This window comes from Xanthomonas sp. 60, assembly GCF_011761925.1.
This window is the reverse complement of sequence record NZ_JAASQW010000005.1, coordinates 274,456-288,626: the sequence shown is the minus strand read 5'-3', so window position 1 is coordinate 288,626 and position 14,171 is coordinate 274,456. Positions and strand designations below refer to the sequence as shown.

Annotated in this window: 12 protein-coding genes; 9 read left to right on the top strand and 3 right to left on the bottom strand. The window is 69.0% G+C overall.

The window, feature by feature from the left end; translation table 11 throughout:
- Window positions 1-147: 147 nt before the first annotated feature.
- Window positions 148-1,233 carry an alkene reductase gene (locus tag FHY09_RS12560; RefSeq protein WP_166927209.1) on the bottom strand — a complete coding sequence of 362 codons (1,086 nt, stop codon included), beginning with the start codon at window positions 1,231-1,233 and terminating at the stop codon, window positions 148-150.
- A 167-nt stretch (window positions 1,234-1,400) separates the two neighbouring features.
- On the opposite strand from FHY09_RS12560, the gene FHY09_RS12555 reads away from it, so the two are divergent.
- The 3 genes from FHY09_RS12555 (at window position 1,401) to lldD (ending at window position 3,889) form a co-directional block, all read left to right on the top strand.
- Window positions 1,401-2,156: an SDR family oxidoreductase gene (locus FHY09_RS12555; RefSeq protein ID WP_166927208.1), complete on the top strand. Its 756-nt coding sequence runs from the start codon at window positions 1,401-1,403 to the stop codon at window positions 2,154-2,156.
- Window positions 2,157-2,245: 89 nt separating this feature from the next.
- Window positions 2,246-2,698, top strand: coding sequence for an MgtC/SapB family protein (locus FHY09_RS12550; protein WP_166927207.1), 453 nt, complete (start codon window positions 2,246-2,248; stop codon window positions 2,696-2,698).
- A gap of 48 nt (window positions 2,699-2,746) precedes the next feature.
- On the top strand, window positions 2,747-3,889 hold the full coding sequence (gene lldD, locus FHY09_RS12545) for an FMN-dependent L-lactate dehydrogenase LldD (RefSeq protein WP_166927206.1): 1,143 nt from the start codon (window positions 2,747-2,749) through the stop codon (window positions 3,887-3,889).
- Window positions 3,890-3,915: 26 nt separating this feature from the next.
- Here the strand turns inward: lldD and FHY09_RS12540 are convergent, their stop codons facing one another.
- Window positions 3,916-4,491 (bottom strand): hypothetical protein, encoded by a 576-nt coding sequence (locus FHY09_RS12540; protein ID WP_166927205.1) that lies wholly within the window; start codon window positions 4,489-4,491, stop codon window positions 3,916-3,918.
- A 151-nt stretch (window positions 4,492-4,642) separates the two neighbouring features.
- Here FHY09_RS12540 and FHY09_RS12535 point away from each other — a divergent pair, with 151 nt between their 5' ends.
- The 3 genes from FHY09_RS12535 (at window position 4,643) to FHY09_RS12525 (ending at window position 11,149) form a co-directional block, all read left to right on the top strand.
- Window positions 4,643-5,056, top strand: a complete 414-nt coding sequence (locus FHY09_RS12535) for a hypothetical protein (RefSeq protein WP_166927204.1) — start codon at window positions 4,643-4,645, stop codon at window positions 5,054-5,056.
- A 147-nt stretch (window positions 5,057-5,203) separates the two neighbouring features.
- Entirely contained in the window at window positions 5,204-7,732 is a 2,529-nt protein-coding gene (locus FHY09_RS12530) for an ATP-binding protein (protein WP_166927203.1), read from the top strand.
- Between the two features lie 39 nt (window positions 7,733-7,771).
- Entirely contained in the window at window positions 7,772-11,149 is a 3,378-nt protein-coding gene (locus tag FHY09_RS12525; RefSeq protein WP_456362804.1) for a response regulator, read from the top strand.
- A gap of 31 nt (window positions 11,150-11,180) precedes the next feature.
- Here FHY09_RS12525 and FHY09_RS12520 read toward each other — a convergent pair whose 3' ends face one another.
- The gene (locus FHY09_RS12520; protein ID WP_166927202.1) at window positions 11,181-11,834 is read right to left on the bottom strand and encodes a response regulator transcription factor; all 654 of its coding nucleotides are present in this window, start codon (window positions 11,832-11,834) and stop codon (window positions 11,181-11,183) included.
- A gap of 115 nt (window positions 11,835-11,949) precedes the next feature.
- On the opposite strand from FHY09_RS12520, the gene FHY09_RS12515 reads away from it, so the two are divergent.
- The 3 genes from FHY09_RS12515 (at window position 11,950) to FHY09_RS12505 (ending at window position 13,948) form a co-directional block, all read left to right on the top strand.
- Window positions 11,950-12,663 carry a response regulator gene (locus FHY09_RS12515; protein ID WP_166927201.1) on the top strand — a complete coding sequence of 238 codons (714 nt, stop codon included), beginning with the start codon at window positions 11,950-11,952 and terminating at the stop codon, window positions 12,661-12,663.
- Between the two features lie 85 nt (window positions 12,664-12,748).
- Complete coding sequence (locus tag FHY09_RS12510; protein WP_166927200.1) at window positions 12,749-12,970, top strand: hypothetical protein; 222 nt, start codon at window positions 12,749-12,751, stop codon at window positions 12,968-12,970.
- A 51-nt stretch (window positions 12,971-13,021) separates the two neighbouring features.
- Entirely contained in the window at window positions 13,022-13,948 is a 927-nt protein-coding gene (locus tag FHY09_RS12505; RefSeq protein WP_166927199.1) for a M14 family metallopeptidase, read from the top strand.
- Window positions 13,949-14,171: the final 223 nt, after the last annotated feature.

Genomic DNA, 14,171 nt, shown 5'->3' with positions numbered 1-14,171 from the left:
GCGCCGGGGGGGCCTTCTGGTGGTCTTTGTGGTGGTGTGGTTGGTGTGGGGGGGGGTTGTTTTTTTTTTGTGGGGGGGGGGGGGGGTGGGGGGGGTTGGGGGGGGGGGGGGGGGGGGGGGCGGGGCCCCCCCACGACTGTTGCACGGTTACGACGCGGTGGGGTAGTCGATGTAGCCCTTGGCGCCGCCACCGTACAGGGTGTCGGCATCGATCTGCGCCAAGGGCAGGTCACGTCGCAGCCGCTCCACCAGGTCCGGGTTGGCGATGAACGGCCGGCCGAACGCCACCAGATCCGCACGGCCGCTTTCGATGGCCGCCACGGCACTGTCCTTGTCGTAGCCGTTGTTGACGATCCACGTGCCGCGGAAACGTGAGCGCAGGGCGTCGTAGTCAAAGGCGAGGTTGTCGCGGTCACCGCCGGTGGCGCCTTCGATGACATGCACGAACGCCAGTCCGTCGATGGTCGCCAGACGTTCCACCGCGCGTTCGAACAACGGCTGCGGATTGCTGTCGTGCGCATCGTTGGCCGGGGTGACCGGCGAGAGCCTGACACCGGTGCGCCCGGCGCCGATGGCGCCTGCAACGGCGGCGACCACTTCGAACAGCAGGCGCGTGCGGTTCTCGATGCTGCCACCGTAGGCGTCTTGGCGGGTGTTGCTGTCATCGCGCAGGAACTGGTCGATCAGGTAACCGTTGGCAGCGTGCACTTCCACGCCGTCGAAACCTGCACGGATCGCGTTGCTGGCCGCGGTGCGGAACTGCTCGACCACGCCGGGGATCTCATCGAGCGTCAGCGCGCGCGGTTCGGACACATCAGCGAAACCGCCCTGGATGAAGGTCTTGGCCTGTGCACGCAGCGCCGACGGCGCCACCGGTACTTCGCCCTCGGGCAACAGGCTGACGTGCGAGATGCGGCCGACGTGCCAGAGCTGCAGCACGATGCGGCCGCCGCGGGCGTGGACCTCGTCGGTGACGCGCTTCCAGGCCGCGACCTGCGCGTCACTGTAGATGCCGGGTGTGTCGAGGTAGCCCTGCCCGAGCGGGCTGACCTGGGTGGCTTCGGCGATGATCAGGCCGGCGCTGGCGCGCTGGCCGTAGTAGGTCACTGCGAGCGGCGAGGGCACGCGGTCGCCCTCGGCACGGTTGCGGGTCAGTGGCGCCATCGCAATGCGGTTGGATACATCGATGTCGCCGACGCGGGTCGGGGTGAACAACGCAGCTGCGTCTGTCATGGGGCATCCTGTCGGTGGAAGGGGGGAGGTGGCCCTGCGGCCTGCACCGAGTATGCGCCGGGCCCGTGTTGCGACGGTGGGAAGGATTGTTTCAGGGCGCGTGGACTGCACCGTCGTGACATCGGGCGCGGTAGGGTCTGTGCAACCTCAATGCGCTGGAGTAGTTCGTGATCGATTATCGGCTGCAGGGCCGCACGGCCATCGTTACTGGCGGCGTCTCGGGCATTGGCCTGGCCGTGGCCGACTACCTCGCCGCGTCGGGTGCCTCGATCTCCGTGTGGGACCTCAAACAGGACGCTGTGGAGCAGACCGCCACGCAGCTGCGTCGCCGCGGCATACAGGCCATCGGCATCGCGCTGGACGTCACCGATGCCGATGCGGTGGACGCGGCGGTGGCGCGCACGGTGGAGGCGCTGGGTGGGGTGCACGTGGCGGTCAACAATGCCGGCATCAGCGGTCCGGCAGTCAACAGCGGTGACCACCCGTTGGACGCGTGGAAGCGGGTGATCGATGTCAACCTGACCAGCGTCTTCCTGTGCCAGCGAGCCCAGATCCGGGCCATGCGCGCCAACGGCGGCGGTAGCATCATCAACATGGCGTCCATCCTGGGACAGGTGGGCTACCAGGGTTCAGCGGCCTATGTGGCGGCCAAGCACGGGGTGGTGGGTCTGACCCAGACCGCTGCCTGGGAGCATGCCGCCGATGGCATCCGGGTCAATGCGGTGGGACCGGGTTTCATCGATACCCCGTTGCTGCAGTCAATGCCGGCGAAGGCCCGCGCCACGCTGGAAGCTCGGCACGCATTGAAGCGCCTCGGCACCGGTGAGGAGGTCGCGGCGCTGGTGGCCTGGTTGGCCAGCGATGCGGCCTCCTTCGCCACCGGTGGCTACTATCCGATCGACGGGGGCTACCTGGCTGTCTGACCGGGCCGGCATCGAGGTCCCTTCACAGTCCGCCGACACGGCACAGGCAAGCCTTCGCGCCGTCATCAACACGGTGGGAGGACAGGCGGATGGACCTGGGATCGGATTTCAGCATCCTGCTACGGGTGGCCGCGGCGATGCTCTTCGGCGGCATCCTGGGCGTCGAGCGCGAGATCGGTCGGCATGCGGCGGGCCTGCGCACGCACATGCTGATCGCAGGCGCAGCGGCATTGATCGTCGGGCTCGGCGACTCGGTGGCCGAGCACTTCCAGCAGGATCAGTACCGTGACCTGCTGCAGGTCGATCCGATCCGCCTGATCGAAGCGGTGGTGGCGTGCGTGGGCTTCATCGCGGCGGGCACCATCCTGCGTGGCACGCGCGACGGGGAAGTCAGCGGATTGACCACCGCGACCTCGTTGCTGATGGCCGCCTCGATCGGCATCGCCGTGGGAATCGGCGCGTATGTGATCGCAACGGGCGTCACGCTGCTGTGCCTGCTGGTGCTCGTCGGCGTACGCCGCTGGGAGCGCCATCTGGCGTGATCTGGGGCACACTGGCTGCTCTGTCCGCGTGCTGCCGCAGGTTCAGCGATGATCATCTCCGCCTCGACCGATTACCGTATCGCCGCCCAGCGCAGGTTGCCGCCATTCCTGTTCCATTACGTGGATGGCGGGTCCTATGCCGAGCACACGCTGCGGCGCAACGTCGAAGACCTGGCGGACGTCGCATTGCGCCAGCGCGTGCTGCGCGACATGGGTGAGCTGAGTCTGCAGACCGAACTGTTCGGCGAGCAGCTGTCGATGCCGGTGGCACTCGCGCCGGTCGGCCTCACCGGGATGTACGCCCGACGCGGTGAGGTGCAGGCGGCGCGTGCCGCCGACAGCCGCGGCGTGCCGTTCACGCTCTCCACGGTATCGGTCTGCCCCATCGAGGAGGTGGCGCCGGCGATCAAGCGGCCGATGTGGTTCCAGCTCTACGTGCTGCGCGACCGCGGCTTCATGCGCAATGCGCTGGAGCGGGCGCGGGCCGCCGGGGTGACCACCCTGGTGTTCACGGTGGACATGCCGGTGCCCGGCGCGCGGTATCGCGACATGCATTCGGGCATGAGCGGTCCGGACGCCGCGCTGCGGCGGATGGCCCAGGTGCTGGGTCATCCGCGCTGGGCATGGGATGTCGGCCTGCGTGGACGTCCGCATGACCTGGGCAACATCTCACGGTACCGCGGAAACCCCACCGGGCTGGCGGATTACATCGGCTGGCTGGGCGCGAACTTCGATCCGTCGATCGCATGGAAGGATCTGGAATGGATCCGCGAGTTCTGGGACGGGCCGATGGTGATCAAAGGCATCCTCGACCCGGACGACGCGCGCGATGCCGTGCGCTTCGGTGCCGACGGGATCGTGGTGTCCAACCATGGTGGGCGCCAGCTGGACGGCGTGCTGTCCACCGCGCGGGCGTTGCCGGCCATTGCCGATGCGGTGCGCGGCGAGCTCAGGATCCTCGCCGATTCGGGGATCCGCAGTGGGCTGGACGTGGTGCGCATGATCGCGCTGGGCGCCGATGCGGTGCTGCTCGGGCGGGCCTTCGTCTACGCGCTCGCCGCGCGTGGCGAGGCCGGCGTGGCGCACATGCTGGACCTGATGGACAAGGAAATGCGCGTGGCGATGACCTTGACCGGCGCCCGTCGCATTGCCGATATCGGCCGTGCATCACTGGTTGGTACGAGCGGCTGACTCCGCGGACTGCGGCGCGGCGGGTCTCAGGGCAGCAGGTCGTCGCGGTAGCGTTCAACCACATAGCTGAACGCCTGTTGGTTTGGATCGAGCAGCAGCGCGTGCATCTGCAGGACGATCCGACCGTCAGTACCGGCCGAGGGAGGCCAGAAGGTCTGCTCGTGCAGCGTCAAGCGCTTGAACGCCAGCGGTGCCACCACCCGTCCGAACGGTTCGTCGGAGGTGTCGAGTACGACGTTCATGGCCGGTGTCAACCGGGCCGGGAGATACCAGTTGTCGGCCACGCTCAGCACGCGTTCGCCACAGGCAAGCTGCACGCGGCGATGCCGTAACGCGGTCCCGGCCGACGTCTGCAACGCGTCACGGATGGTCGTCGGCGCTTCCTGTGCGGTGACCGGCAGGGCCACGGCCCGCACGCGCGCGGGGATGGCGAGCGCATGCATCGCACACCAGTGTTCGAGCGTTGCCGTGGCACTGTGCCCTTCCAGCAACAGCTGCCGGAGTGTTCGCAGATGCGCCGCCCGCGCGCCATCGCTCGCGGCGGACAGCGCCGGGACATCGGCCTGCCAGCGCGGGCGGTCGGGGCGGTCGAACGGGTTCATGCAGATCCAGCGCCGGAACAAGGTGCAATTCTAGCGTGAAATGTCGTTTTTCCCTGCGCGGCCTGCGGCATGCGGAGGGACCGTCGCCTCTGCCGGTTGCAGGACGCACCAGCGTCATCCACGGTGGGGACCGGTGGGGGAGGGTGTGGTGATGCGCTTGGCCGTTGTCGTCTGGGTCGTGTTGATGGTGCAGGCCGCACAGGCCGCAGCGGCGCCCGCAGGCCGCATCGTGCGCTGCGAACAGGCGGGCGAGGTCATTTACCAGGACACGCCCTGCGCACGGGGCGCGGCGTCGCATGCCTGGCGACCACCGGTGGGGGAACGTGTGGTGCGTCGCCCGGCACATCGGCGGGGACGTGCGCCGGCCCGGGCGCGGCCCGCGGCCCGCACCCGGGCGCGCCGTGCCGTGCAGCGTCCGTTGGCGGTACTGATCCCGCTGCATGAAGATCCCAAGGGCTGTGCGCGTGCGAAGCGCCGGCAGGCCCAACTGCGCCAGGCACAGCCGCACCCCACACTGCTGCAGCAGCGCAGGTGGGACGACGCCGTGCGGGCGGCATGTCGCTGAGGCTCCGGGTTTCAGTCGCGTCCGATAGGGCGCCGTCGCCCGGCGTCCTATCGTGCTCGCTCTCCCGGTGGCAGCGTGCTGCCGGTCCCGTAGTGCACGCCGTGAGCGGTGCCAGGCCCGCACGTTGGCGGGTGGAGGTTTCCAATCATGATCCCCTTGATGCACCGGGTCCGCGCCGCGACCGTGCGCGGGCTGACGCCACTGCGTGCCTTGCGCGAGACCTGTTCGCGCCTGGGGCTGCCTGCGCGCCTGGCGCCGTGGATCACCCTGCTGGCGCTGGGCGTGGTCCTGCTGCTGGCCGATGGCGCATGGCTGGTGCACACCGCGCGCCAGCAGCAGCTTGATCAGTTCCTCCAGGAGCGTGATGCGTTGCAGTCGCACATGCTCCAGCAGCAGCAGGCGCTGATGCGCCTGGCAGATATCGCCGGCTATGGGGGAGCCACCCTTGCCCCTGTCCGGCGAGCCGAGGCGCTGCAGGACGGCGCGGTGTCGTGGGAGGCGCGGCTTCGACTCGCTCTACGCCGGGCTCCCCGCGAGGCGGTCCCTTCGGGCTGGATCGTCTGGGCGGCCATGGACGGTACGCGCGCCGACGTGATCGCCGACACGGCGGTGCCTTCGCTGTCCGAGCCTTCCGGTCCGCCTCCCAGCGAGACGGAGCTGCTGGACATCGCTGCGCGGCTGGCCGCACGTGACGCCTCGCCGGACACCGATCAGATCAACGCTGACGGTCTTGTCGTGGACACCAGCGCAGGCCCGGTGCTGGCGTACCGGCGCACCCTCTGCCCCGGCGGAAAGGGGGGCGCGGTGCTGGTCATCGAACCCCTGCAGGCCGTACTGGAACGCGCGCTGGGCACCGGGTTCCAGCGCAAGGGCCGCATGGTGGCCGAGGCCGACGCGCCGCGCTGGCTGCGCAGTGCCGACGCCGCACAGGTACTGGCTCTGCCGGACCGTGCCCTGGGCCAGTGGCACGAGGGGCGCTGGTGGCTGGCCGCGCGCGTGCAGGGCTGCGATGCGCTGCTGCTGGCGAGCCATCCCTGGAGCGCGCCGTTGCGCAATGACCCGCGCCGGGTGGTGCACGCGCTGGTGCGCTGGGCGATCGTGATGAGCCTGCTCGGCCTGCTGCTGGTGGTGCTCGAGCGCCGCGTGTTGGCGCCGGCGCGCGAACGGGCCGAGCGCCTGCGCGCCAGTGAAGCGCTGGGACGTTCGGTGCTGCACCTTACGCCGGTGGGGTTGTGCCTGCTGGATGCCGAGCGCGGTGTCCCGGTGCTGCAGAACGATCTGCTGCTGCGGCATGTGGCCGCGGCCGAACGTGGCGGGGTGTCGCTCTACGCCGCGCTGTTGCAGGGCTACCAGGCCCGCATGGCCGAACTGCATGACGGGGTGCAGGATATCGAGTTCGACGTCAGCCACCCGGTGCCTGGCAGTGACGGCGATGGGGCAAGCCAGCGCCATCTGCTGGTGCGCATGGCCCGGGGCACGTACCTGCAGCGTCCGGTGCTGCTCTGTGTCGTGCAGGACCTGACCGCTCGCATGGTGCTGCAGGCACAACAGGCGCAGCTGCGCGAAGAAGCTGAAGCGGCCAGCCGGGCCAAGTCACGCTTCCTCGCCACGATGAGCCACGAAATACGCACACCGCTGCACGGCATCCTCGGACACCTGGAGCTGTTCGCCCAGTCCGGCCTCGACGAAGGCCAGCGGGTGCGACTGCGGCGCATGTCGCAGGCGGCGCAATCCCTGCTGCAGATCATCAACGACGTGCTTGACCTGGCACGTATTGAATCGGGCCAGCTGGAAATCGACGTGGGGGTGGTGGGCTTCGAGCCGGTCAGTCTGCTCGAGCGCGTGGCGTTGCTGTACTCGCCGCTGGCCCTGGCCAAGGGCGTGGACCTGGATTTCAGCGTGGATGCCGCCGTCCTGCCGCGTTACCGTGGCGCGCTCACCCGCATCGAGCAGGTACTGCGCAATCTGGTCAGCAATGCGGTGAAGTTCACCTCCTCGGGACGGATAGAACTGCGCGTGCAGCCGGGCAGCCAGGCGGCGCGGCTGCGTTTCATTGTCACCGACTCGGGTGCCGGGCTTACGCCCGCACAGGTGCAGCGACTGTTCCGGCCGTTCATGCAGGCCGATCCGTCCATCGCCGATCGCTACGGCGGCAGCGGCCTGGGTCTGTCGCTGTGCCGGGAACTGTGCCAGCTGATGGGCGGGGACATCGATGTGCACAGCACGCCGGGCGTTGGCAGCCGCTTCGCCTTCGAGGTGGACGTGTCGCCCGCGCGCGAGGGCGGGGGCGAAGCGTGGCGCCCCTTGGCGGGACGTCGGGTCCTGCTGCGCTCGGCCGTACCACCATGGCGCGACGAACTGTGCCGCCGGTTGCGCGCCTGGGGCGCCGATCCGGTCGTGCTGGACACCGATACCCCGGCGGAGCTGGAGGCGGCGCTGGCCGACGGCCCCTTGCCGCTGGTGCTGTTCGAGCGCAATCAGCCGGTGCTGAGCGACCCCGCGCTGCAGGGCTGCGAACGGGTGATCCGGGTGCGTGCCGATGCGCCACTGCAGGGGGTCGAGCGGGACGGGCAGTGGTGGGTGTCCTGCTATGCCGGTCATGCGCTGCTGGATGTGCTGTTGGCGCCAGCCCGTGACCCAACCGCCGACAGGGACGCCCGACGCGCGTTAAGCTAGGCGTCCGCGCACACCGCGCCGGGTCGACAAGGACGCATCGTGGATGGAATTCCTCCAGCGCCGACAGGCGTACCGCCACGTGCGCAGCTCTCCGCGCTGCGCCGTCATCAGCGCCGCCTGCTGTGGGGCGGCGGCGGGCTGATCTCGCTGCTCGTCCTGCTGACGCTGCTGGTCGCGCTGGCGTCGGAAGTCAACGCCTTCCACGAGTCGCAACGGGAGCGTTTCGCGCAGGCACGCGCGTCGATCAATTATTTCCTGTTCCAGCGCGACCGCGCTTATGCCACCAGCATCAACACCAACGATGCGCTGTGGGCCAGCCAGCAGCCGATGCTGCGTGCGCGCGGCGCGGCGCTCGCGGCGCGGCTGCAGGCCCAGGACGGCCAGGTGCTGGTGCGCGATGCAGGACCCACCGCCGTACCCTGGCTGGTGCTGGTGCGTCAACCGCAGGCCCTGCCACTGCCGACCCTGGAGGCCTATCTGGGCATGGTGGCGGAGTACTCCACCTATACCGCTGCCAATGTGTCCGCTCTGCGTTCGGAAGGCCGCGCAACCCTGTATGGCTATGAGCCCGAGGGGCGCCTGATCGCCGTGGCCGGGGTGACCGACGAAGCGCAGCTGCTGCGTGCACTGGGCGTGGGCACGCGCGAGGCGGCCTTCAGCCGGTTGATGGCCATGGAGCCGGCCGCGCGGGCGCGCGAGGTCGGGCCCGGACCGGTGCAGAGCGCGGTCGCCAGCGGCCGCACACTGTCCTACTTCGACACCAGCCCCACCACCGGACAGCCGTCCCTGGTGGGCGTGCAGACCATGAGCGTGGGGCGCGTGCCCTACTTCCGCCGCGTGGTCTTCGAGCCGGTCCAGGGGATCCTGGAGCGCCTGGATGCGCACGATGCCGGCCAGCTGGTGGTGCTGACCGCCGACGGTCGCACCGTGCTGCGCACCGGTGGCATGCCGGTGCCGCGCCTGGACCCGAAGCCGCGCAAAGCGGCGGGGGCCGATGGCGAACCCGTGCGCAGTTACCGGGACGGCCGGTTCCTGCTCAGTGGGCCGCTCGTCGGCGTGGACTGGATGTTGGTAAGCGGCTACGACTGGCACGATCTCTGGGTCGCGCGTGGCGCGCGCATGCTGGCCCAGGCGCTGGCAGCGATATCCATCCTCACACTGCTCTGGTGGCTGCTGCTGCGGCTGCAGCGGCGGGTGTTCGCTCCTGCGCTCCAGGATGCGTCGCAGGTGTATGAGAGCGAGGCCTTGAGCCGGGTGATCATCGATACCTCGCCGATCGGCCTGGTGCTGATGGCGCACGAGAGCGGCGAGCTGCTGCTGGAGAACGCGCTGGCACGCCAGCTGGCCGGCACGCCCGGTGAAAGCGGGGACGCCGATGTCTATGCGCGGCTGCGCACGCACGCCCGCGCTCACGCCACCGACGCCACGCACGAGTTCGCCTGTACCACCACCACTGCCAACGGCGGACTGCGCCGGCTGCAGGTGGCGATGGCGTTGGCCAGCTGGCATCAGCGCCGCGTGTGGGTCTGTGCGCTGCGCGATGTGACCGCACAGGCGGAGCTGGAACGCACCCTGCGGCATGCCCGGCGCGATGCGGAGCGTGCCCGTGCGGCGGCAGAGTCGGCCAGCCTGGCCAAGACGGCCTTCGTGGCCACCATGAGCCATGAAATCCGCACGCCGCTCAACGGTGTGCTGGGACACCTGGAGCTGCTCGGCCGCTCGCCCCTGGCGCCGTCCCAGCGCGAGCGGCTGGACCGCATCCGCCTGTCGGCCGATTCACTGATGGGCATCATCAGTGACGTGCTGGACTTCTCCAAGATCGAAGCAGGGCAGCTGGACATCGTCGCCGCGCCGTTCGCCGTGCGCCCGCTGGTGGAACAGGCAACGCTGCTGTTCTCGGCGCAGGCGCTGCGCAAGGGCGTGAAGCTCTACTACGCGATCGATCCTGCCCTGGAGCAGCCGCTGGTGGCCGACGTACACCGCATCCGGCAGATCCTCAACAACCTGCTCGCCAATGCGGTGAAGTTCACCGAGTCCGGGCGCATCGTGGTGCGTGCGCGCTGGTTGGCCGCCACGGAGGAGGCGCCGGCGCGACTGTCCCTGCAGGTGGTGGATTCGGGCATCGGGTTGAGCGAGGACCAGAAGGCCCAGCTGTTCCAGCCGTTCCAGCAGGCCGACAACAGCATCTCGCGGCGCTACGGGGGCAGCGGGCTGGGGTTGGCGCTGTGCCAGCAGCTGGCGCAGCTGCTGGGCGGGGTGATCACGGCCGACAGCACACTGGGCGTCGGCAGCGTCTTTACGCTTGAGGTGCCGGTCACGCCGGGCGACGCGCGGACCGATGAGCCGGCGGCGCAGGACACGCCGCTGCGGGGGCAACGCATCACGCTGTTGTCCGCCGCTTCGGAATGGCGGACCGAGATCGGGCAGCTGCTGCGACGCTGGGGCGCGGAAGTCACGGTGATCGAACAGCCGCGCCAGGTCACGGACGTGTCGGCAGGCACCACTCTGCTGCTGTACGGCGAACGGCGCGCCTGGGACGTGGAGGAAGAGGACAGCCTGGCAGAGCGCCACGCGCGCACGGTACGCGCACTCCCGCACGGACCGTTGTCGCCGGAAGTGCGCGCCGACGGCGTGCATGTAAGCGCGTACGCCAGCACCGCGTTGCGCGCGGCGCTGGCCGACGACTGGGTGCCGGACGCGGATGCACAGGCGCTGCCGACGCGGCCCGGGCATCGCGGTGACGTGCTGCTGGTAGAGGACAATCCGGTCAACCGCGAGCTCATCCAACAGCAGCTGGAGGAGCTGGGCTTCGTGGTGGAGTCGGCCGGCAACGGCCAGGAGGCCTTGACGGTGTGGCAACCCGGTCGCTTCCAGGCGGTGCTGACCGACATCAACATGCCGGTCATGGATGGCTATCAGTTGTCGATGGCATTGCGCTCCCAGGGCGCCTCCCTGCCGATCCTCGCTGTCACGGCCACTGCGCTGGCCAGCGAACGCGAGCGCTGCCGCCAGGCCGGCATCACCGATCTGCTGCTCAAGCCGCTCAATCTGCTGGCGCTCTCACGCGCGTTGACCCAGCACCTCGGGGAGGCGCCCGCCGCGGAGGTGCCCGACGCCGCGGCCGCCGCGCCGTCCTTGCCGGACAAGCTCAGGCGCACGTTCGTGGACAGTACCCGGGTGGATATCGATGCGCTGGTGCGTGCCGATGCGTCCGGCGACCGGCAGGCGCTGCTGGATCGGTTGCACGCGCTGAAGGGCGTGCTGATGATGGTCGGGGAACGCGAAACGGGGAGCGTCTGCGGGCAGATGGAGGCCCGGTTGCGCGAGGGCCAACCGGCGCTGCCGCTGGCCGGCCTGGATGCGCTGGTGGCGCGCCTGGAGCAGGTGCTGGCCCGGCACGCGGCGCGGCTAGACTGACCCAGGCCCCATTGCGAAGGGGGCAGGGCGCTCAGTCGCCCGTGCCGTCGTCCAGGCCGTGCTCGAGTACGTACTTGTAGAGGTCGGCATCGCGCTCAATCGCCAGCTTCGCCATGGCGTTGACCTTCTGCGTGCTGATGGTCTGCTTGCGACGGCCCAGCCGCTCGGCCACCTCGTTGACGGTCAGGCCGGTGGCCAGCAGGGCGACCACCTCGCGCTCGCGGGGGCAGAGCGCGGGGCTACCGCGCTGGCTGCCGCGTGCGGGGATGAGTGGCAGCACCGACGGTGAAAAGTAGCGACGGTTGACGTAAGCCGCCTGCACCGCATCACCGATCAGTCGATGATCATCGGACTTGCTGACGATGTGGTCGATTCCCGCGGCGTGGATCTCCCGGATCATCGCCGGCTGGTCCAGGCCAGTCACGACCACGATCCGCAGCGCCGGCCAGGTGCGACGCAGCAGCGCGATCAGTGCCAGGCCGTCGCCGTGCTCCCCGCCCGGCATGGCGTAGTCGGTCACCACGACATCGCAGGGATGGGCGTGCAGCAGGGCCAGCAGTTCATCGGAGTTGGCGGCCGAACCCACCAGCGCGTGCGTCGGCGACTGATCCAGCACCGCTTCCATGCCCATCCGGATCACCGGATGATCGTCTGCCACGATTACCTGGATAGGTCTATCCGCCATGAACACTTCCTGTTGTAGGGTCCTTGCAGCTGAGCCAGCCGCTCGCTGACTATATGCCAGTCGCTGGCGCGGCAACAGGCGCCGGCCGGCCCCACTGCCTTTCCAGGAGTCATCCATGAATCTTCGTATCGTGGTCGCCGATGACCATCCCGTGCTCCTGGCCGGAATGGAGCATCTGCTGAATGAGCAGCCGGGCCTGCAGGTTGCCGGGCTGGTGCGCGATTCGACCGCGCTGGTGCAGCTGCTCAGCCAGACCAGCGTGGACGTGGTGATCACCGATTTTTCGATGCCTGAAGGTCGCTACGGCGATGGGGTGGCGCTGCTGCGGTTCCTGCAGCGGCGCTTTCCACAGGTCCGACTGGTAGTGCTGACCGCGATGGAGAGCCCGGTGGTGCTGGCCAGCATTCTCGGCGCCGGGGTGGACTGCATCGTCAGCAAATCCGATCCATTGCTGCACTTGTTGCCGGCGATCGAGGCCGTGGTGGCCGGAGACGGGTATCTTTCGCCGGAAGTGCAGCGGCTGACCGCCGTCGCGGCGGAGGGCGACGCCACGACGGGCGATGGCGCGCTGTCGCGGCGCGAGAGCGAGGTGCTGCGGATGTTTGCCGAAGGGCTGACCGTGATGCAGATCGCCGAACGCGTCGGCCGCAGCCGCAAGACGGTGAGCACCCAGAAGGTATCGGCCAAGCGCAAGCTCGGCCTGACCAGTGACGCGGATATCTTCAAATATGCGATCGCGCAGCGGATGGTGAGTTCGTCCGGACAGGGCATCGAGAACGCGGTGGCACGTACAACCGAGGATGGCAGCGCAGGCCCTGGCAAGAAGTGACATTTGCAGCGCACATACGGCCGCGTCCTATGGAGTGCCGCGCTCAACGGCCTATTGTCGTAACAGGTCTCAACGAGCCACGCACGTGCCAACGTCCAAGGAGTCGAGTGTGGCGCACCTGTTGCTGGAGTTTTCCGGGCTGTCCGGTCCGGCGCAGGCAAGCTTCCTCGACGCACTCAATTACTACATGTATGCCTCGCCCCAGCAGCGGGCGCAGCAGCGCAACGCGTGGCGGTGCCGCTGTGGCGCGCGCAGCCGCACCGCCGAGGGACGCCATCCCGGGGTAGAGGGATCCGACCCCGGCTGAGCCGCTGGGCGGTGGTAAAGTCAGGCGCTGGTCCCCTTCCGTGAGTCTGTCATGCCCGCAGTTGCCTTTTATCCCGTTGGAATCCCCGGTCAGCCGTGGGGGCCGGCCGAACGGGCGCAGTGGCGCGCGCGGCAGCAGGTGCAGCGGCGGCATGCGGAGGACGTGCTGCCACGCATCGAGGGCCTTGCCGCCACCTTCGAACGGATCGAGTACGGAACCGTCAGCCACGACGGTGACCAATGGCCGCTGCTGGCGTTGCGCAGCCGGGCATGGGACGACGGACTGCCGGCCGCTCTGGTCACCGGCGGCGTGCATGGGTACGAGACCAGCGGTGTGATGGGCGCACTGGCGTTTCTCGAGACACGCGCGGCCGGGTATGCGGGTCGCGTGAATCTGCTGGTCGTGCCGTGTGTGAATCCGTGGGGGTATGAGCGCATCAACCGCTGGAACCCCGACGCCGTGGACCCCAATCGCAATTTCCGCCCGGGCGGTCCGGCCGTGGAAGCCACCGCGCTGATGGCGCTGGTCGCGCAGTGGGACGGCCAGTTCCTGGTACACGTGGACCTGCATGAGACCACCGACAGCGACGAAACCGAGTTCCGTCCAGCCCTGGCCGCCCGCGACGGCACTGCCTTCACGCCGGGCCTGATCCCGGATGGTTTCTATCTGGTCGACGACAGTGCCAATCCGCAGCCGGCGTTCCAGCGGGACATCATTACCGCCGTCGAAGCAGTGACCCACATCGCCCCGGCCGATGAGGACGGCACGCTGATCGGTTCGCCGGTGGTGGCTCACGGGGTGATCGAGTATCCGCTGGCTGCACTGGGGCTGTGCGCTTCGATTACCGGCGCCCCCTTCACCACGACCACCGAGGTCTACCCGGACAGCCCGCGTGCGACGCCGGCGCAGTGCGATCTCGCGCAGGTCACGGCGATCTGCGCGGCACTGGACCATGCCCTGATCCACGCCACGGACTGACGCGCTGCCGAGCTCGTCCGCGCGATATGACGTGGCCGGCCTGGCGGGCGGCTGGTCGACACGCTGGGCGAGCTGCGCAGGGCGGATCGACGACGCACTGTGCCGCAATGGCCTACGCGGGATCGAGAGCGTTTCGCCGCATTTTGTGATCTCCAGCACACGAAAAGCTCACGCGGAGCATGAAACCATTTAACGGATGTATCACTGATCCGGATGGCCGCTT